At 71.9% G+C, this 18708-nt stretch carries 15 protein-coding genes and 1 pseudogene; 14 read left to right on the top strand and 2 right to left on the bottom strand.

Going from position 1 to position 18708, the window contains the following annotated elements; translation table 11 throughout:
- Positions 1 to 42 precede the first annotated feature (42 nt).
- The 6 genes and pseudogenes from ACSW7Y_RS05585 (at position 43) to ACSW7Y_RS05560 (ending at position 7778) form a co-directional block, all read left to right on the top strand.
- Positions 43 to 1014: an AAA family ATPase gene (locus tag ACSW7Y_RS05585; protein WP_438125339.1), complete on the top strand. Its 972-nt coding sequence runs from the start codon at positions 43 to 45 to the stop codon at positions 1012 to 1014.
- Positions 1015 to 1154: 140 nt separating this feature from the next.
- Positions 1155 to 2423, top strand: a complete 1269-nt coding sequence (locus tag ACSW7Y_RS05580) for a DUF58 domain-containing protein (protein ID WP_438125338.1) — start codon at positions 1155 to 1157, stop codon at positions 2421 to 2423.
- Between the two features lie 89 nt (positions 2424 to 2512).
- Positions 2513 to 4915, top strand: a complete 2403-nt coding sequence (locus ACSW7Y_RS05575) for a transglutaminaseTgpA domain-containing protein (protein ID WP_438125337.1) — start codon at positions 2513 to 2515, stop codon at positions 4913 to 4915.
- Positions 4912 to 4980: pseudogene (locus ACSW7Y_RS05570) on the top strand (zinc-ribbon domain-containing protein); the annotation flags it as partial. The gene ACSW7Y_RS05575 and the pseudogene ACSW7Y_RS05570, both read left to right, overlap by 4 nt.
- A gap of 546 nt (positions 4981 to 5526) precedes the next feature.
- Entirely contained in the window at positions 5527 to 6873 is a 1347-nt protein-coding gene (locus ACSW7Y_RS05565; protein ID WP_438125344.1) for an FHA domain-containing protein, read from the top strand.
- 92 nt (positions 6874 to 6965) lie between these two features.
- The gene (locus tag ACSW7Y_RS05560; protein WP_438125336.1) at positions 6966 to 7778 is read left to right on the top strand and encodes a hypothetical protein; all 813 of its coding nucleotides are present in this window, start codon (positions 6966 to 6968) and stop codon (positions 7776 to 7778) included.
- Here the strand turns inward: ACSW7Y_RS05560 and ACSW7Y_RS05555 are convergent.
- Complete coding sequence (locus tag ACSW7Y_RS05555) at positions 7699 to 8670, bottom strand: asparaginase (RefSeq protein WP_438125335.1); 972 nt, start codon at positions 8668 to 8670, stop codon at positions 7699 to 7701. The genes ACSW7Y_RS05560 and ACSW7Y_RS05555 overlap by 80 nt on opposite strands.
- A gap of 205 nt (positions 8671 to 8875) precedes the next feature.
- Between ACSW7Y_RS05555 and ACSW7Y_RS05550 the strand changes: the two genes are divergently transcribed.
- The gene (locus ACSW7Y_RS05550) at positions 8876 to 9373 is read left to right on the top strand and encodes an OsmC family protein (RefSeq protein WP_438125334.1); all 498 of its coding nucleotides are present in this window, start codon (positions 8876 to 8878) and stop codon (positions 9371 to 9373) included.
- Between the two features lie 6 nt (positions 9374 to 9379).
- Positions 9380 to 10357 (top strand): FKBP-type peptidyl-prolyl cis-trans isomerase, encoded by a 978-nt coding sequence (locus tag ACSW7Y_RS05545; RefSeq protein ID WP_438125333.1) that lies wholly within the window; start codon positions 9380 to 9382, stop codon positions 10355 to 10357.
- Positions 10358 to 10418: 61 nt separating this feature from the next.
- On the opposite strand, the gene ACSW7Y_RS05540 is transcribed toward ACSW7Y_RS05545, so the two are convergent.
- A complete protein-coding gene (locus ACSW7Y_RS05540; RefSeq protein WP_438125332.1) occupies positions 10419 to 10928 on the bottom strand; it encodes a hypothetical protein in 510 nt (169 codons plus the stop codon).
- Positions 10929 to 10998: 70 nt separating this feature from the next.
- Here ACSW7Y_RS05540 and dxr point away from each other — a divergent pair, with 70 nt between their 5' ends.
- The 6 genes from dxr (at position 10999) to ACSW7Y_RS05510 (ending at position 18673) form a co-directional block, all read left to right on the top strand.
- On the top strand, positions 10999 to 12087 hold the full coding sequence (gene dxr, locus ACSW7Y_RS05535; protein WP_438125331.1) for a 1-deoxy-D-xylulose-5-phosphate reductoisomerase: 1089 nt from the start codon (positions 10999 to 11001) through the stop codon (positions 12085 to 12087).
- Positions 12088 to 12220: 133 nt separating this feature from the next.
- Complete coding sequence (locus ACSW7Y_RS05530) at positions 12221 to 13555, top strand: M50 family metallopeptidase (RefSeq protein WP_438125330.1); 1335 nt, start codon at positions 12221 to 12223, stop codon at positions 13553 to 13555.
- Between the two features lie 35 nt (positions 13556 to 13590).
- Positions 13591 to 15033: a purine-cytosine permease family protein gene (locus ACSW7Y_RS05525; protein WP_438125329.1), complete on the top strand. Its 1443-nt coding sequence runs from the start codon at positions 13591 to 13593 to the stop codon at positions 15031 to 15033.
- Positions 15030 to 15584 carry a cysteine hydrolase family protein gene (locus ACSW7Y_RS05520; protein WP_438125328.1) on the top strand — a complete coding sequence of 185 codons (555 nt, stop codon included), beginning with the start codon at positions 15030 to 15032 and terminating at the stop codon, positions 15582 to 15584. The genes ACSW7Y_RS05525 and ACSW7Y_RS05520 overlap by 4 nt, the downstream gene beginning before the upstream one ends.
- An 84-nt stretch (positions 15585 to 15668) precedes the next feature.
- On the top strand, positions 15669 to 16802 hold the full coding sequence (gene ispG / locus ACSW7Y_RS05515; protein ID WP_031272324.1) for a flavodoxin-dependent (E)-4-hydroxy-3-methylbut-2-enyl-diphosphate synthase: 1134 nt from the start codon (positions 15669 to 15671) through the stop codon (positions 16800 to 16802).
- Between the two features lie 116 nt (positions 16803 to 16918).
- A complete protein-coding gene (locus tag ACSW7Y_RS05510) occupies positions 16919 to 18673 on the top strand; it encodes a proline--tRNA ligase (RefSeq protein ID WP_438125327.1) in 1755 nt (584 codons plus the stop codon).
- The last annotated feature ends 35 nt before the right edge of the window (positions 18674 to 18708 follow it).

Below are 18708 nucleotides of genomic sequence, written 5' to 3'. Positions count from 1 at the left end.
CGCGCCACGACCCACGACTCACCACCGAAGGAACGACCCCGCATGAGCATGACCCCGGAGCAGGCCACCTGGTTCGCCGACGCCGCCGGCCGCATCGTGACCAACGTCGAGCAGGTGCTCCTCGGGAAGACCTTCGTCATCCGGCTCGCGGTCACGGCCATGCTCAGCGAAGGGCACCTCCTCCTCGAGGACGTCCCCGGCACCGGCAAGACGAGCCTCGCCCGGGCGATGGCGCAGAGCGTGCAGGGGTCGACCAACCGGATCCAGTTCACCCCGGACCTCCTGCCGGGCGACATCACCGGCATCAGCGTGTACGACCAGCGCACGCAGGAGTTCGACTTCCACCGCGGCCCCGTGTTCTCGAACATCGTGCTCGCGGACGAGATCAACCGCGCGAGCCCGAAGACGCAGTCCGCTCTCCTCGAGGCGATGGAGGAGTCGGCGGTCACGGTCGACGGTGTGAACCACCGGCTGGCCGCACCGTTCATGGTCATCGCGACCCAGAACCCCGTCGAGCAGGCGGGCACCTACCGGCTGCCGGAGGCGCAGCTCGACCGCTTCCTCATGAAGGCGTCGATCGGCTACCCCGACCACGCGGCGACGGTGAAGATCCTCGAGACGTCCTCCGCGCCGTCGGCGTCGGTGCCGCTCGCGAGCGTCGTCCCCGCTGCGACGATCACCGAGATGGCCGCCCTGGCCCGGTCCGTCCACGTCGATGCGGTGATCGCCGACTACGTCGCCCGACTGGTCGACGCGACCCGAGCCGCGAGTGAGGTCCGGCTCGGCGTCAGTGTCCGCGGCGCGATGGGCCTCATGCGGGCCTCGCGTGTCTTCGCGGCGCTGAACGGCCGGCACTACGTGACCCCGGACGACGTGAAGGCCCTCGCGGTCCCGGTGCTCGCGCACCGCCTCGTCCTCGACGCCGAAGCCGAGTTCGACGGCGTCAGCGCGAACGCCGTCGTCTCGCAGCTCCTGGTGGAGACCCCGCCACCCGCGGACCGGATCACCTCGTGACCGACCGCCGGCCCGTCTCGACGCGTTCGCGCCGCCCGTCCTCGACGCGGTCGCGTCGAAACGCGGCTGCCCACGAGCGCACCGGGACGGTCGCCGGCCTGACCAACGTCCGGACGCGCCTGGTCGGCGACCGGGAGGGCGTGGCAGCGGACGCAGTCGTGGGTTTCGTGCGGGTCTGGGCATCGGCCTGGAGGCTCGTCAAGCGCGCCTGGGGCGAGGTCTCGTCCGTCGTCACCGGCCTGGGCTGGACGGTGGCGGTGCTCACGCTCGTCGCGTTCGTCGCGGGGTACCGGTTCGGCCTCCGCGAGGTCGTCGTCGTCGGCTTCGCCGGTGCGCTGCTCGTCGTCGTCGCGGCGATCGCCCTGATCGGGCGCTCGCGGCTCGTCATCCGCATGCGGCTCCCGCAGCACCGGGTCGCGGTCGGCGACGCTGCCGGCGTGGTCGTGACCGCGGAGAACCCCGGACGTCTGCCCTCGGTGCCGACGACGGTCGAGATCCCCGTCGGTGCCGGTCTCGTCGACGTGGCGATCCCGGCGCTGCCGGCGAAGGGCTCGTTCGAACGCGAGGTCCCGGTCCCGACGACCCGCCGAGGGGTGCTCGACGTGGGCCCGGTGACCGGTGTGCGCGCCGACCCGGTCGGCCTGGTCCGCCGCGAGATCGTGTGGACTGCACGGGAGCAGGTCATCGTGCACCCCCGCACGATCGCGATCCCGTCGACGAGCACGGGTCTCGTCCGAGACCTCGAGGGGCAGGCGACGACCGACCTCTCCCCGGCGGACATCGCGTTCCACGCCATCCGGGAGTACATGCCCGGCGACGACCCCCGGACGATCCACTGGAAGTCCACCGCGAAGTCCGGCGCACTCATGGTCCGTCAGTTCGAGGACACCCGTCGTTCGCACCTCGTCGTCGCGCTCGGGCTCTCGCGGACGGAGTTCGCCGACGCCGAGGAGTTCGAGCTCGCGGTCAGCGCCGCGGCGTCGCTCGGCACGCGGGCCATCCGGGACGGCCGCGACGTCACGGTGGTCGTGTCCGAGCGCACCCCCGAGTTCGCCAAGCGTCCGGTGTACGCCGTGCACCCAATGCCGACGGTGACCCCGACCCGCCTCCTCGACGACTTCGCCCGGGTCGGCCTGGCCGAGGCGTGCCTGCCGATCGCCGAGGTCTCCCGCATCGTGGGCAACGACACGGCTGGTGTCTCGGTGGCGTTCCTCGTGGTGGGGTCGACCGTCGAGCTGCCGGCACTCCGACTCGCGGCCACACGGTTCCCCGTCGGGGTCGAGGTCGTGGCCGTCATCTGCGAGCCCGAGGCCCAGCCGAGGTTCCTGCGCGTCGCAGGCCTGACGGTCATGACGATCGGTTACCTGGACGACCTGCGGCACGCACTGCACCGATCGGCGGCCGCATGAGTGCCCCCGCTCCTGCCCCCGCGGCCCCGTCCGTGCGTGTTCGAGGGGCTGCCCGACGCGATGCTCGGCGCACCGCTCGTCGGGGCTCGGTGCTCCGGCTCGTCGGGGGCACGCTCGTCGTCTGGTTGCTCGTCGTGGTCGCGAGTGTCTCGTGGTGGCCGGTGTACCGCGACGGCGCCATGGTCGTCGCGGCGGCGACGGCGATCGTCGCGGGCACGGTCGTCGCGGTCCTCGGCGCCGTCTACCGACTGTCGTCACCGATCGTGGGCATCGCGACGGTCGCGGTGTTCGCGCTCACCGGGGTACCGGCGGCGGTGCCCGGCCGGGCGAACGGCGTCCTGCCGACCGGCGGGGGACTGCTCGACCTCTTCGCCGGCGTGGCCCTCGGGTGGAAGCAGCTGGTGACCATCAGCCTCCCGGTCGGCTCCTACGAGGCGTTGCTCGTGCCGTACTTCGTGACCGCCCTCGTCGTGACGGTGACCGGCGTGAGCGTGGCGACCCGTGCCTCCCGGCAGGAACTCGGCGCCGTTGCGCCGCTCGTCCTCTTCGTCGTCGGGATCGTGGTGGGGCCGAGTCGGCTCGACACCTCGATCGTGACCGCGGTGTCGCTCGCGGGGATCGCGCTCGTGTGGGCGCTGACCGCGCGGCACGCGCGCCGAGCGGTCGCCGTGGCGTCGACCATCGGGACGAGCGTGCCGGTCGCGCGGTCGGTCCTCCGGCCGGCGCTGGTCGGCACGGGGACCATCGTCGCGGCGGCGGTCGTCGCGACCGGTCTCGGGCTCGTCGCCCCGCCGTCGTCTGGTCGCACGGTGGCACGGACCGAGGTCGTGAAGCCCTTCGACCCACGCGACTACGTCAGTCCGCTGAGCGGGTTCCGCGCCTACGAGGAGTCCGACGAGGCCGACGCCGCACAGCTGCGCGTGACCGGACTCCCGGAGGACGGCTTCGTCCGCATCGCGACGCTCGACACGTACGACGGTGTCGTCTACCGGGTCGGCGGGGCCGACGGAGCATCCGCGTCGGGCACCTTCGAGCGCGTCCCGACGTCGGTCGACGTGCGAGGTGTCCGGGGCACGACCGTCCGCGTCGGTGTGACGGTCGAGGGCTACCGCGGCGTCTGGCTGCCGACCGTGGGCGACCTCGAGCGCGTCGACTTCTCCGGGCGGGGAGCCGATCGGGACCGGACGGCGTTCTTCTACAACGCGTCGACCGGCACCGGCGCCGTGGTGGGTGGTGTGACCCAGGGGACGACCTACGACCTCACCGCGGTGCTGCCCGACCAGCCGACGGAGGAGCAGCTCGCATCAGCGCGGCCGGGTTCGGCGTCGGTCCCGGCACTCCAGGGCGTGCCCAACGCGGTCCGGGACACGGTCGAGTCGTACACGGACGGGGCCGGTTCGGACGGTGAGAAGCTCGTCGCGATGCTGGAGGAGCTCAAGCGCACCGGCTACGTCAGCCACGGCGTCGGCGACGACCGAGCGAGTCGTTCCGGGCACGGTGCCGACCGGATCACCGAACTCCTCACGTCGCCGCTGATGGTCGGCGACCAGGAGCAGTACGCGGTCGCGGCGGCGCTCATGGCGCAGCAGCTGGGGTTCCCGACACGGGTGGTGCTCGGTTTCGCCGAGGGCGGGGACTCCGGAGCGGGAACGGCCTCCGGTGCGGGGACGACGACGTTCCGGGGTTCGGACGTCACGGCGCGGATCGAGGTCGACACGGCGCAGTGGGGATGGGTGATGCTCAACCCCAACCCGACGGTGCGGGAGATCCCGGACGCGCAGCAGGAGACGCCGAAGCCGGTGACCCGTCCGGAGACGGTGGTCCCGCCACCCCCTGCGGACCAGCAGGACCAGGACCAGCAGGCGCCACCGCAGAGCGACCGCGACACGCCTCCGGTGCAACCGCTGTGGTTGCAGATCCTGCTCGCCGCGCTGCCGTGGGTCCTCGGTGCCCTCGGGCTCGCCGCGATCGTGCTGCTGCCCTTCGCCACGATCGTGTTCGTCAAGCGCCTCCGTCGTCGGCGACGCCGCAGGGCTCCGTCACCGCGCGGGCTGGTCGTCGGTGCCTGGGACGAGTACCGGGACGCCCTGCTGGACCGGGGCCACGACGTCGCATCGTCGGCCACGAGGCGCGAGAGCGTCCGAGGTGCTCCGGGTGAGGGCGGCCCGGGACTCGCCGCACTCGCGGACCGCGCCGTCTTCGGGCCGAACGACGTGGACGAACCCACCGCGGATCGGATGTGGTCGGCGACGGACGAGGCGATTGCGAGTCTCCGCGCGGGGCGGAACCGTCGAGAGCGCCTCCGGTCCGCGGTCTCGCTGCGCTCCCTGCGCGTCGGTGCAGCGGGCCGGGCCGTCAGGTCGGGCGTGGTCGGCGCAGTCGGCTCGAAGGGTGGACGGACCGCGCGTGACTACGATGGCCGGAGGCCGATCGGACCTCGTGGACGTCAGCGCGAGGTCGCTCGGCCGAGTGAGGACAGAGGCACCACGTGATCAGATGCGAACACTGCGGCTCGGCGCTCCCGGACGGAGCGATCTTCTGCGGTGAGTGCGGACGTGCGGTGACGGGGACGGCGAGCCGACGTCCGGCCGCCACTGCTCCGGTCGAACAGGCACCGCCGCCGCCGCTGCTGCAGCCCGACATCAACGGGAGGCGCCCGGACCCCGCGGCGGACGCCTGGCTGCCGGAGGCCACGCTCGATCCCGCCACCCGGGCCTGGTTGACCGGCTCGGACCGTCCCGGAGCGCCGTTGTCGGCTGCCACTCCGGGGCGGTACCCGGAGGACCCGGCACCGGCACCGGCGCAGGCCGACTCCCGCGAGCCCGGTTCCGCGGCAGGACCGTGGACGCCGCCCGCAGCAGGTGGTGCACCCGTCACCCAGGAGCCTCCGCTCGACCCCGACGCCTTCGCGAGTGCGCCGACTTCCGGCTCCGACGACGACCCCGAGGTGACCCGGGTCGCAGACCCTGCCCGGCGCGGTCTGCGCTCCGACGGTGCAGAGGAGCACGCTCCCGCTGCGTCTGCGACCCCGACTCCGGCGTGGGAACCGCCCGCTCAGCAGGAGGTTCCGTCGTGGCAGCCGCCAGCAAGGGACGCGGCACCGGTGCAGCCCTCGACACCGTCTTGGTGGATCGGACGATCAACACCGGCCGGCTCGAGCACGTCGGATGACCAGACCGGCGCACCGGACACCACCGGATCCGACCCCGTCGCGGCCACGGACCAGTCGAGCGGCACCGGGACCGGTCGGGGAGCGCCCGGCGCCGACGAGGAGAGCGCGTCCACCGACGCCGAGCGCGACCGTCCGGCCCCCGTGGTCTCGCCGCCGCAGCCCGGCGACACCGCCGTCGTCGAGCCGTTGGTCGACCGGCGGCCGGCACCGCAGCGACCCGCACCGCAGCGACCCGCACCGCTCGTGACGCCCGGTTCTGCCGGAGCGACCTGCCACGTGTGCGGTCACCCGCTCGAACCCGACGACATCTTCTGCGGGGAGTGCGGCGCCGTGCGACCCGCCGTCACGGCGGCGTTCACCGGACCCATCGTCCCGCTGCCCGTCGCTCGTCCGGACTGGGCCGCGGACGGGGACGACCCCGCGGGGACGGGCGACACGGTCGCGCAGCACGACGAGCTGCAGCACGACGAGCTCCCGGCCGGATCGGACGCGGAGAGCGCAGCGGGCGGACCCCACGGCGCCCGAGACGAACCGGCCATCGCCCATCCGGTCGACGCCGCCGCACAGCCGGACGACGCTCCCGGTGCTGACGACGAGCTGTTCCGAGCCGCTGTGCGGCCCCGGGGGCTCCACGCTGCGCCGACCCCCGACGGCGACGACCTCGACGCCCCTGTGAACACGGCTCCCGATGCGGTCCGTCAGGCTCCGGCCGTGGCACCCCTGCCGCCCGTTCCCACCGCGGCTCCGCTCCCGCCCATCCCCGGGCTGCCGCAGCCCGCGCCCACGAGCCAGCTCCCGGCGACACCGATCGGCCGTCCGGTCGTGCCCTCGAGCGCCGGAGCGGAACTCGACGACGGCGCGGCGCCCGACGAACGATCAGTCGCGGACGCCGTTCTGGGTGAGGACGAAGCGGACGTCGACGAGACCCGCATCGTGTCGAAGACGCCGACGCACGCGCCGTTCGTCCTGCACTTCAGCACGGGAGAGCGGTTCGGTGTCCACGGCACCGGGCTGCTCGGGCGCCTCCCGCGCCCGCAGCCGGGCGAACGGTTCGACGACCTCCTGACCGTCCACGACCCGGGCAAGTCCGTGTCGAAGACGCACCTCGAGCTCGGTCGTGACGGCGGTGACCTCTGGGTGTCGGACCGCTTCTCCGGCAACGGTACGGTCGTGCGGCACATCGACGGATCCATCCGTCGCTGCGAGCCCGGACGTCGGTACCGGGTGGAGCGCGGTGCGCGGGTCGACATCGGGGAGCAGTTCTTCCTCGTCCAGTGAGCCCTCCTGCACCGGCAGTGCCAGCGAGCCGGGCGTCCACAGTCCGTCGGTCGGGCGCCGTTCCGCCGGCTCCGGCCTGGTGACCTGGGGGAGTGGACTTCCTCACGGCACGGACATGGCTCGTCATCGGCGCGGTGGGCCTCGTCGCCCTCGGCGTCCTCGCGCCGGTGGCCGGAGCTGCTCGCGTAGCCGCGATCGCAGCGGGGCTCGTCCTCGCGCTGCTGGACCGCGTGCTCGTCCAGCAGGCGGTGCGTGCCACGACGGTGCCGTTCCCGGTCGGCGTACCGGACGCTGACGTGCCTCCGACCGGCGGGCCGGACACGGCGAGCCCGACACAGCAGGTCTCGGCCGACGATCCGGCCGGCACCGTGGTCGTCGGGCACGCACCAGACGAGGCCCGTACGGTCCGCACCGATGCGCAGCACCTCGTCGTCGTGGGTCGTGGTGTCCTCGCGCGAGCGGTGTTCGACGCCCTCGTCGCGCAGTGTCGAGCCGAGGCAGCCGACGTCCGTGACAGCGACGCTCTCCCCTGCGACCTGGTGCCGCTGCCCGAGGGCAGCGCGGTCGTCTCCTGCGTCCACGGGCGGACGGGAGCGAGCCGAACGGTCGTCCTCGTCCCCGAGCACGGTCAGGTGCCGCGACGCACCGACCTGCTCGTCACCGTGGGACCGTCGGGCTGCACGGCCCGGGAGGACGGGGGCCCCGCGGTACGGATCGCGCCGATCCTGCCGCTCGTCGAGGTCCCGGCGGCGCTCGGGGCGGAGCAGGGCCCGAAGGCGCGCGGCCCGGCCGGACGGACGGCCGGCAGACGCCTGGCCGTGCGCCTCAGCGCAGGCCGGCTCCGGCGCGGACGGCACCCGCCGGCACGCCCCCGCCGAGCACCTGCTCGGCCGTCGCCGCCATGACGCCGGCGACCCCCTCGGCGCTCACGAGGCCGTTGCGTTCGAGCAGCGTCAGGGCCGCGAGGGTCCCCGCCCGCTGTGCACCGTCGAGGGTCTTCACCGCGACGGCCGCGCCGCCGGGCAGGCCCATCACCATCACGCCCTCGGCACCGAGCTTCGCGAGCACCCCGAGCTGCTCGATGGTCACCGTGTTCGCACGGCCCACGCCGTCGATCGCCCACGGGTGCGCGAGCACCGCGTCGGTCAGGGCCGCCGAGTCGTCGTCGGCGCGGGCCACCACGGCTGCGAAGCCGCGGGCGAGTCCGGTGAGGGTGAGCGGGAAGACCGGCGCGCCGCAGCCGTCCGTGCCGACGAGGTCGACGGTCTCTGAGGTGTACTCCTCGACCGTCGAGCGGACCAGACGCTGCATCGGGTGCTCGACGTCGAGGTACGTCTGCTCGTCCCAGCCGTTGACACGGCACGCGGCGAGCATGGCGGCGTGCTTGCCGGAGCAGTTCATCGCCAGGCGCCGCGGCTGGTCCATCGTGCGGGCCGTGGCACGGTCGAACGGCATGTCCGGCGGGCACCCGAGATCGGCCTCGACGTGGTCGAACGATTCGAGCATGTGCTGCGCCACGGCCTGGTGCGCGAAGGTGCCGGCGTGGCTGGCCGTGGACAGGACGAGCTCCTCGTCCGAGAAAGACGCCCCGGCGCGCCGGACGGCGAGCGCCTGGAACGGCTTCATCGTCGATCGCGGGTAGATGCTGGCGGCGACGTCGCCGACCGAGTCGATCACGGACCCGTCCGCCGCGACGACCACCCCGGCACCGACGTGGCGGCTCTCGTCGAAGCCGTTCCGGTCGAGGACGGCGAGTTCGACGGATCCGTCGGCGGTGAGAGGATGGCGCTCAGTCATGCCGCCATGCTAGAGCGCACGATCGCGCCGCAGCCGCAGCCGCAGCCGCAGCCGCAGCCGCAGCCGCAGCCGCAGCCGCAGCCGCAGCCGCCGCAGCCGCCCATGCACCCGCACCGGTGGCCCGAGCGGACGTACGCGCCACCAGAACCGACCACCATCGACGCCGGCTACCACCAGCCCCGACCACCAGCACGAGGAGCACCACGTGTCCGACCACTCCTACGCCGTGTCCGTCCGCTGGACCGGAGACCGCGGCTCCGGCACGAGCGGCTACCGGGACTACGGACGCGACCACGTCGTCTCCGCCGCCGGCAAGCACGACCTCGCCGGCTCGGCGGACCCGACCTTCCGCGGCGACCGCGACCGGTGGAACCCCGAGGAGCTCGTGGTCGCGGCGCTCGCGCAGTGCCACATGCTGAGCTACCTGCACGTCGCCGTGCAGCAGGGCTTCACGGTCGTCGCCTACGAGGACCACGCCACGGCGAGCCTCAACCTCAACCGCGACGGCTCCGGCGAACTCACCGAGACCACACTGCACCCGGTCGTCACCATCCGCGAGGCCGACCGCATCGAGGCCGCCGCCGCCGCCCACGCCGAGGCGAACCGGCTGTGCTTCATCGCGCGCTCCGTTGCGTTCCCCGTCCACCACGAGCCCGAGATCCGGGTCCTCGCAGGGGAATCATCGGCGGGTGCGGCAGACTAGGTTCCCGTGAAGCGTCTCCGCCTGCTCCCGATCGCCCTGGTCCCCGCCGTCGTGCTGGGACTCGCCGCCTGCTCCGGCTCCGGGTCGGGGAGCGCCTCGTCGTCCCCGAGCGCGACGTCGAGCGCGAGTGGGAGCGCGGCGGCCATCACGTCCTGCCCGGACCCGGGCAAGGCGTCCGACTCGGTGAAGGTGTCCGGCGCAGTGGGCGGGAAGACGGCTCCGAAGGTGTCGTTCGCCAAGGGCCTCAGCGCGTCGGAGCCCCAGTTGACGGTCGCGGAGAAGGGCGACGGAGCGTCGCTCAAGTCCGGCGACTACGCGCAGGTGTCCTACAGCGTCTACCAGGCGAAGGACGCGTCGAAGCTCGGCAGCGTCGGCTTCGACACGGGCAATCCGCAGGCGCTCTCGGTCGGGGGCAGCGGCTTCGGCGCGATCCTCGCGTGCTCGAGGGTCGGCGAGCGTGTCGTGGCCGTCGGGCAGTCCTCCGCGATCGGGTTCAACACCGGGGGCGACGTCGTCGTGGTCGCGGACGTCGTCTCGAAGATCCCGACCAAGGCGACCGGGACGCCGCAGCAGCAGGACCCGGCGCTCCCGACGGTCAAGGACAAGTCGGACGGTGAGCCCCAGATCACGATCCCGTCCGGCGTGAAGACGCCCACCAAGACCGAGGTCGAGGTGCTCAAGCAGGGTGACGGCCAGGCGATCAAGGACGGCGACACCGCCCTCGTGCAGTACAAGGGCGTGACGCTGAAGGACGGCAAGGAGTTCGACTCCTCGTGGTCGAAGGGCGTCCCGACGACCTTCACGGTGTCCGAGGGACAGCTCATCAAGGGCTTCGTCACCGGGCTCGTCGGTCAGAAGGTGGGTTCGCAGGTACTCATCGTCACGACCGCGGCGGACGCCTACGGTGCGAACCCGCCCGAGGGCTCCGGCATCCCGGCGAACGCGCCGCTCGTGTTCGTCGTGGACGTCCTCGCTCTCGGCTGAGGCGCAACGCGACGAACGGCGGCGAGCAGGTGCTTGCCGCCCTTCGTCGTGGAGCCACCGCTCAGCGCTGGACCTTCGTCATCGTCACGGTCACGTTCATGTTCACGGTCGAGTTCGCGCGATAGGTGTGAGCCTTGCCGTTCGACGCCCAGAAACTGGTCGTCCTGTCCCCGGATGAGTATCTGATGATCTTCTTCCACGAGCCCGTCCGCGTCCCCGTCCCGCTCAGACCGTACGGAGTTCCAGTGATGCTCCGCATGCACACGCTGGTCGGCGTGCAGCCCGGTCCGATGGGGTTCAGTGCCCTCGCCGCCACCGACCTCGCGGCAAGGATCTTCCCGCTCGCGGCGTCGACGTAGAGCGAGATCGGCGCCTCGCCGTCGACGAGCGCCTCGATCTGCGTCCGACTCTGCGTGCCGATCAGGGACTTGAGTTCCGCAACGTCCGCGGACGCAGTGGTGGTCGCCGTGGAGCTCGTGGCCGCGGCCTCCGCCGGATCGGCCCCGATGAGCGCACCTCCGGTCATCGTCACCGTCAGGGACACGATGAGCATGGCCTTCTTCACTGTCATGGCAAAGAGCATGCCACATATCACCGGACAATGCAGCGTCGGCGGTGGGGGCTCTGGATACAGTGACAGCATGCAGCCCAACAAGCGCCGGATCGTCATCCTCGGCAGCACCGGCTCGATCGGCACCCAGGCGCTCGACGTCGTCGAACGCAACCCCGACCGCTTCGAGGTCGTCGGCCTCACCGCCGGCAGCAACCGCGACCTCGTCGCCGACCAAGCCACCCGGTTCGGCGTCCGTGAGACCGCGTTCGGTGCCGAGGACTCCGAGCGCCTCGTGCGGACCGTCGAAGCCGACGTCGTCCTCAACGGCATCACCGGTTCGGTCGGCCTCGGCCCCACGCTGGCCGCCCTGGAGTCCGGCGCGACCCTCGCACTCGCCAACAAGGAGAGCCTGATCGTCGGCGGCCCGCTCGTGCAGGCGGCCGCCCGTCCGGGGCAGATCGTGCCGGTGGACAGCGAGCACTCCGCGATCGCCCAGGCACTCCGCTCCGGCTCAGCCGACGAGGTCCGTCGACTGGTCCTCACCGCGAGCGGCGGCCCGTTCCGCGGCCGCTCCCGCGCCGAGCTCCGCGACGTCACTCCCGCTCAGGCGCTCGCTCACCCGACGTGGGACATGGGGCTCGTCGTGACGACGAACTCGGCGACGCTGGTGAACAAGGGCCTCGAGGTCATCGAGGCCCACCTGCTCTTCGACGTCCCCTACGACCGCATCGACGTGACGGTGCACGCGCAGTCGATCGTGCACTCGATGGTCGAGTTCGTCGACGGTTCGACGATCGCACAGGCCTCCCCGCCGGACATGCGGCTCCCGATCGCGCTCGGCATCGCCTGGCCGGACCGTGTGCCCGGTGTCGGCGCGCCGCTGGACTGGACCACGGCGAGCACGTGGACCTTCGAGCCGCTCGACGCGGACGCGTTCGGCGCGGTGGCGCTCGCGAAGCGCGTCGGTGAGGCCGGCGGGACCTTCCCCGCGGTGTTCAACGCGGCGAACGAGCAGGCCGTCGCCGCGTTCCACGCGGGTGCGATCGGCTTCCTCGACATCGTCGACACGGTCGAGCGGATCGTCGACGAGCACGCGATGGGGGAGTCCTCCCTCGAGGGCGTGCTGGCCGCGGAGCGCTGGGCGCGCGCCGCGGCGGACCGCGCGCTGTCACGCTGACCCGACCCGTGCCTCCCGGCCGATCCGAGGTGACCTCCCGTCCGGCAGGTGACCACCTGACGGACGGGAGGACCGTCTCACCTCTCAGAAGGCGCTCGGCTCCGTCTTGGGGAGCGTCCCGTACCCTTTCCCGGTGACCGTCGAATCCGTCCTGCTCTTCGTCCTCGGCGTGGTCGTCTTCATCATCGGCCTGCTGGTCTCGATCGGACTCCACGAGCTCGGGCACCTCTCCTTCGCGAAGCTCTTCAACGTGAAGGTGACGCAGTACTCGCTCGGCTTCGGCAAGGCGATCTGGTCGTTCAGGCGCGGCGAGACCGAGTACGGCATCCGCCCGATCCTGCTCGGCGGGTACATCTCGATGGTCGGCATGCTCAAGCCGCGGGCGTCGGGGAGGCCGAGCGCGATCACGAACACGGGCATGTACGGCGCCTTCGTGCAGGACGCCCGGCAGGCCAGTGCCGAACAGATCGCGGAGTCCGGCGGTGACGACTCTCGGGCGTTCTACCGCCTGACGCCGTGGAAGCGGATCATCGTGATGGTCGCCGGCCCGGCGATGAACCTCGTCATCGGGATCGTGCTCTTCGGCGTACTGCTGTGCGGCTTCGGCGCCCCGACGACGACGTTCACCTCGAGTGTCGGCTGCGTGCTGCCGAACAGCCAGACGACGACCTGTACCTCGGGCGACGCGGTGTCCCCGGCGAAGCAGGCCGGCATCCGGTCCGGCGACGTCGTGCTCTCGATCGACGGCAAGTCCGACCCGACGATCGCCGAGGTGTCGACGCTGTTCCAGCGGAGCGCCGGGAAGGAGCTCACGGTCGTGGTCGAGCGCGACGGCGAACGGAAGACGCTCGAGATCACCCCGGTGACGGCGACCCGGGACGTCTACCTGTCCGACGGCACGGTCGCGAAGAACCAGGACGGCACGACCAAGACCCAGCAGGTCGGCGTCGTCGGCGTCAGCATCGGACAGTCGCTCGTCCGGCAGTCGCCCGCGGCCGTCCTCCCGGCGACGGGCGCGCAGATCTCGGCTTCCGCGCACCTGATCATCGACCTGCCCCAGCGGCTCGTCGCGGTGTGGAACGCGGCGTTCGGCTCGCAGGCGCGGTCGCAGGACAGCCCGGTGTCGGTCGTCGGCGTCGGCCGCGCGATCGGCGAGGTGTCGTCGATGTCCGGCGTCCCGGTGGTCGACAAGGCCTACACGATCCTGGGGCTGCTCGCGTCGCTCAACATCGGTCTCTTCGTGCTCAACATGGTCCCGCTCCTGCCGCTCGACGGCGGGCACATCGCGGGCGCCCTGTGGGAGGCCGTGAAGCGTCGGTCCTTCACGCTCGTCGGCAAGCCGGACCCGGGCCCGATCGACCTCGCCAAGACGATGCCGCTCACGATGGTGGTCGTGGTGCTCCTCGCCGGCATGAGTGCCCTGCTCATCTACGCCGACATCGTGCGCCCCGTGAACCTCTTCGGGTAGCCACGGGAGCACGCCCGCGCACTACGCTTCCCCACATGAGCACAGCTCCGGAAGTCCGCACGGTCGAGCGCCAGGGGACCGACGTCATCGCCGAGGCCGACCGGAAGGGCACTCCGCGTGGGCTGTTCTGGCCGTGGTTCGCCGCGAACATCTCGGTGCTCGGACTGAGCTACGGCTCGTTCGTGCTCGGCTTCGGCATCTCGTTCTGGCAGGCGACGATCGTGACGGTGATCGGCGTCGCGTTCTCGTTCCTGCTGTGCGGCGTGGTCGCCATCGCGGGGAAGCGCGGGTCCGCGCCGACGATGGTGCTCAGCCGTGCGGCCTTCGGGGTGCGGGGCAACCGGTTGCCGTCGTTCCTCAGCTGGATCCTGACGGTCGGGTGGGAGACCGCCCTCGCCGCGTTGGCCGTGCTCGCGACGTCGACCGTGTTCCGTGAGCTCGGGTGGGACGGCGGCGTGCTGACGAAGCTCGTGGCGTTGGTCGTCGTGGCTGCGCTGATCGTCGGGGCCGGCATCGCGGGCTTCGACGTCATCATGCGGCTGCAGACCTGGATCACGGTCATCACGGCGGTGCTGACGGTCGTCTACGTCGTCCTCGCGGTGCCGTCGATCGACTTCGGCACCATCGTGACGCTGCCCGCGGGGAGTGCTCAGCAGGTCATCGGCGCGCTCGTCCTCGTGATGACCGGGTTCGGCCTGGGCTGGGTGAACGCGGCGGCGGACTACTCGCGGTACCTCCCGCGGACGGCCTCCACGCGGGGTGTCGTCGGGTGGACGACGTTCGGTGGCGCGCTCGCGCCGGCGATCCTCGTCGTGTTCGGGGTGTTGCTCGCCGGGTCGTCGAAGGAGCTGAACACCGCGATCCAGAACGACCCGATCGGCGCGCTCACCACGATCCTGCCCGTCTGGTTCCTCGTCCCGTTCGCGATCGTCGCGATCCTCGGCATCGTCGGCGGTGCGGTCCTCGACATCTACTCGTCCGGACTCGCGCTGCTCAGCGCGGGCGTCCGCATCCCACGCCCGGTGGCGGCCGGCGTCGACGGCGTGGTGATGATCGCCGGTGCCGTGTACGTGGTGTTCTTCGCCGGGTCCTTCCTCCAGCCGTTCCAGTCGTTCCTCATCACGCTCGGCGTCCCGATCGCGGCGTGGGCGGGGGTGTTCGTCGCCGACGTCCTGCTGCGGCGTCGGGACTACGCGGAGGCCGAGCTCGAGGACCGTCGGGGCCGGTACGGCGACGTGCGGTGGAGCGCGGTCGCGCTGGTCGCCGTGGGGACAGCGCTCGGGTGGGGCCTCGTCACCCTGTCCGGACCGGCCTGGTTGAGCTGGCAGGGCTACCTGCTCGGCCCGTTCGGCCTCGGCGGCCGCGACGGGGCGTGGGCGTACGCGAACCTCGGTGTCCTCGTGTCGCTGCTGGTCGGCTTCCTCGGCACGCTCCTGTTCTCGACCGGTGCCGTGCGCCGCCAGGAGGGCCGCGCATGACGGGCCCCGACGACGCCTGGCTCGTCGTCGTCGACATGCAGGAGGTCTTCACGGGTGAGAGTCCCTGGGCGGCGCCGCGGTACGCGCACGCGGGCATGGCGATCGAGCACCTGCTCCCACGGTTCACCGGACGGACCGTCTTCACCCGCTTCGTCGCGCCCCAGCGCCCCGCCGGCGCCTGGGTGCCGTACTACCGGGACTGGCCGTTCGCGCTCGTCCCCGACTCCGACCCGCTGTACGCGTTGACCGAGCCCTTCTCGTCCGCAGCGGCCGACCGCGGCGACCCCGTCGTGACGGAACCGACCTTCGGCAAGTGGGGGACGAGCCTCCAGGCCGTCGTCGGCGACCACCCGCACCTCGTGCTGGTCGGTGTCTCGACGGACTGCTGCGTCCTGTCGACCGCGCTCGCGGCGGCGGACGCCGGAGCGACGGTCACGGTCGTGGCGGACGCCTGCGCCGGTGCGAGCGACGAGGACCACGAGCGCGCCCTCGCGGCGATGCGGTTGTACGCGCCGCTCGTCACGGTGGTGGAGACCGCCGCCGACCTGTGAGGGACTCCTCCCGCCTGTGAGCGGGCAGCGGTCGCGTCACCGGCACCGCGTAGAGTGACCAACGTGCCAGCAGTGAACCTCGGTCTGCCGAAAGTCCCCGAAACCCTGAGCCCGCGTCGCAAGTCGCGCCAGATCCGGGTCGGCAAGGTCCTCGTGGGCGGTGACGCGCCGGTCTCCGTGCAGTCGATGACGACCACGCCCACCACGAACATCAACGCGACCCTGCAGCAGATCGCCGAGTTGACGGCGTCCGGCTGCGACATCGTCCGCGTCGCCGTGCCGAGCCAGGACGACGCCGACGCCCTGCCGATCATCGCGAAGAAGTCGCAGATCCCGGTCATCGCCGACATCCACTTCCAGCCGAAGTACGTCTTCCAGGCCATCGACGCCGGGTGCGCTGCCGTCCGCGTGAACCCGGGCAACATCCGGAAGTTCGACGACCAGGTCGGCGCGATCGCCAAGGCCGCGAAGGACGCCGGCGTCTCGCTGCGCATCGGCGTGAACGCCGGGTCGCTCGAGCCGAGCCTGCTGCAGAAGTACGGCAAGGCGACGCCCGAGGCGCTCGTCGAGTCCGCCGTGTGGGAAGCGTCCCTGTTCGAGGAGCACGACTTCCACGACTTCAAGATCTCGGTCAAGCACAACGACCCCATCGTCATGGTGAAGGCCTACCGGCAGCTCGCCGCGGCGGGCGACTGGCCGCTGCACCTCGGCGTGACCGAGGCCGGTCCGGAGTTCCAGGGCACGATCAAGAGCGCCACGGCGTTCGGCATCCTGCTCGCGGAGGGCATCGGCGACACCATCCGCGTCTCGCTCTCCGCCCCGCCCGTGCAGGAGGTCAAGGTCGGCCTGCAGATCCTGCAGTCGCTCAACCTCCGCGAGCGCAAGCTCGAGATCGTCTCGTGCCCGAGCTGCGGCCGCGCGCAGGTCGACGTCTACCAGCTCGCGAACGACGTCACGAAGGGGCTCGAGGGCATGACCGTGCCGCTCCGCGTCGCCGTCATGGGCTGCGTCGTGAACGGCCCGGGTGAGGCTCGTGAGGCCGACCTCGGCGTCGCGTCGGGCAACGGCAAGGGCCAGATCTTCGTCAAGGGCGAGGTCATCAAGACCGTGCCGGAGCGCGAGATCGTCCAGACCCTCATCGAAGAGGCCAACCGCATCGCCGACGAGATGGGCCCGGCGGCCGCGACCGGCTCCGTCCAGGTGATCACGGCTCCGTAGCGTTCACCACCCGACGGACGGGAGGCACGGTGCCAGCTGGCGCCGCACCTCCCGTCCGTCGCGTGGTGCGTGTGTGCGTGCCGCGTGCCGCGCGAGGCCCCCGCTAGGCTTGCCCCGTGGTCACACGGCTCTCCCATCTCTTCCTCCGCACGCTCCGCGACGACCCCTCCGACGCCGAGGTGACGAGCGCGAAGCTGCTCGTCCGCGCCGGGTACATCCGTCGCCAGGCCCCGGGCATCTTCGCCTGGCTGCCGCTCGGCCTCCGGGTCCGTGCCCGCATCGAGGGCATCATCCGCGACGAGATGGTCGCGGCCGGCGCGCAGGAGGTCCTGCTCCCGGCCCTCGCGCCGCGCGAACCGTACGAGGCGACGAACCGCTGGACCGAGTACGGCGAGGGCATCTTCCGCCTCAAGGACCGCAAGGACGCCGACTACCTCCTCGCGCCGACGCACGAGGAGCTCTTCGCCCTGCTCGTGAAGGACCTGTACTCGTCGTACAAGGACCTCCCCGTCACGCTGTTCCAGATCCAGGACAAGTACCGCGACGAGGCCCGCCCGCGCGCAGGCCTCCTGCGGGGTCGCGAGTTCACGATGAAGGACGCGTACTCGTTCGACATCGACGACGCCGGTCTCGACCGCAGCTACCAGACGATGCGTGACGCCTACGAGCGGATCTTCGCCCGGCTCGGCCTCGAGTACGCGATCGTCAAGGCGGACGCCGGCGCCATGGGCGGTTCGAAGTCCGAGGAGTTCCTGCACCCGATCGCGGTCGGCGAGGACACCTTCGTGCGGAGCGCCGGTGGCTACGCGGCGAACGTCGAGGCCTACGTCACCCCGGTGCCCGACGCACTGCCGATCGAGGGGCAGCCGGATCCCGTGCTGCTCCCTGCGGCCGACACCCCCACGATCGACACGCTCGTGGCGCACGCGAACGCGGTCGCCCCGCGCGAGGGCGCTCCGTGGACCGCGGCCGACACGCTCAAGAACGTCGTGCTCGCGCTCACGCACCTCGACGGCACCCGTGAGGTCGTCGTGGTCGGCCTGCCCGGGGACCGCGAGGTCGACCTCAAGCGCGCCGAGGTGGCCTTCGCGCCCGCTGAGGTCGAGGCGGCCGGCGACGACGACTTCGGGAAGCACCCCGGTGTCTTCGTCAAGGGGTACATCGGCCCGCAGGTGCTCGGTGCCGACAGCCCGTCGGGCATCCGCTACGTCGTCGACCCCCGCGTCGTCGACGGCACCGCCTGGATCACGGGGGCGAACGAGCGCGGCGTGCACGTGTCCGGTCTCGTGATGGGCCGCGACTTCACCGCAGACGGCGTCGCCGAGGTCTCCGACGTCCGCGCTGGTGACCCGGCACCGGACGGCTCCGGCCCGCTCGAGACCGCTCGCGGCATGGAGATCGGCCACGTCTTCCAGCTCGGCCGGAAGTACGCCGAGGCGCTCGGCCTCAAGGTGCAGGACGAGAACGGCAAGCTGGCCACGGTCACGATGGGCTCGTACGGCATCGGCGTGACGCGCATCCTGGCGATCCTCGCCGAGGCGCACAACGACGAGAAGGGCCTGGTCTGGCCGAAGAACGTCGCACCGTTCGACGTGCACGTCGTCGCGACCGGCAAGGACGAGGTCGCCTACGACCTCGCGACCTCGATCGTCGACACGCTCGAGGGCGACCGCTTCGAGGTCGTCTACGACGACCGTCCCAAGGTGTCGCCCGGCGTGAAGCTCCGCGACGCCGAGCTCCTCGGCATGCCGATCGTCGTCGTCGCCGGACGGAACGCCGCCGACGGCGTCGTCGAGCTCTGGGACCGCGCGTCCGGTGAGCGCCGCGACGTGCCGGTCGCGGAGCTGCTCGACGCGGTCCGCGCGGTCTAGACGCGACCATCTCCGGACGGGAGGCGCGTGGCGGG

It is taken from the genome of Curtobacterium flaccumfaciens (assembly GCF_051548005.1).
In the GTDB taxonomy this organism is placed as follows: domain Bacteria; phylum Actinomycetota; class Actinomycetes; order Actinomycetales; family Microbacteriaceae; genus Curtobacterium.
The sequence above is the reverse complement of the archived record's forward strand: the minus strand, read 5'-3'. Positions and strand labels throughout refer to the sequence as shown.

Bases quoted from the DNA above. Each gene is read 5' to 3' on its own strand.
- ACSW7Y_RS05555 (WP_438125335.1), bottom strand. From the start codon at position 8,670: ATGACTGAGCGCCATCCTCTCACCGCCGACGGATCCGTCGAACTCGCC.
- ACSW7Y_RS05540 (WP_438125332.1), bottom strand. From the start codon at position 10,928: ATGACAGTGAAGAAGGCCATGCTCATCGTGTCCCTGACGGTGACGATG.
- ACSW7Y_RS05520 (WP_438125328.1), top strand. From the start codon at position 15,030: ATGACGGGCCCCGACGACGCCTGGCTCGTCGTCGTCGACATGCAGGAG.
- ACSW7Y_RS05585 (WP_438125339.1), top strand. From the start codon at position 43: ATGAGCATGACCCCGGAGCAGGCCACCTGGTTCGCCGACGCCGCCGGC.
- ACSW7Y_RS05525 (WP_438125329.1), top strand. From the start codon at position 13,591: ATGAGCACAGCTCCGGAAGTCCGCACGGTCGAGCGCCAGGGGACCGAC.
- dxr (WP_438125331.1), top strand. From the start codon at position 10,999: ATGCAGCCCAACAAGCGCCGGATCGTCATCCTCGGCAGCACCGGCTCG.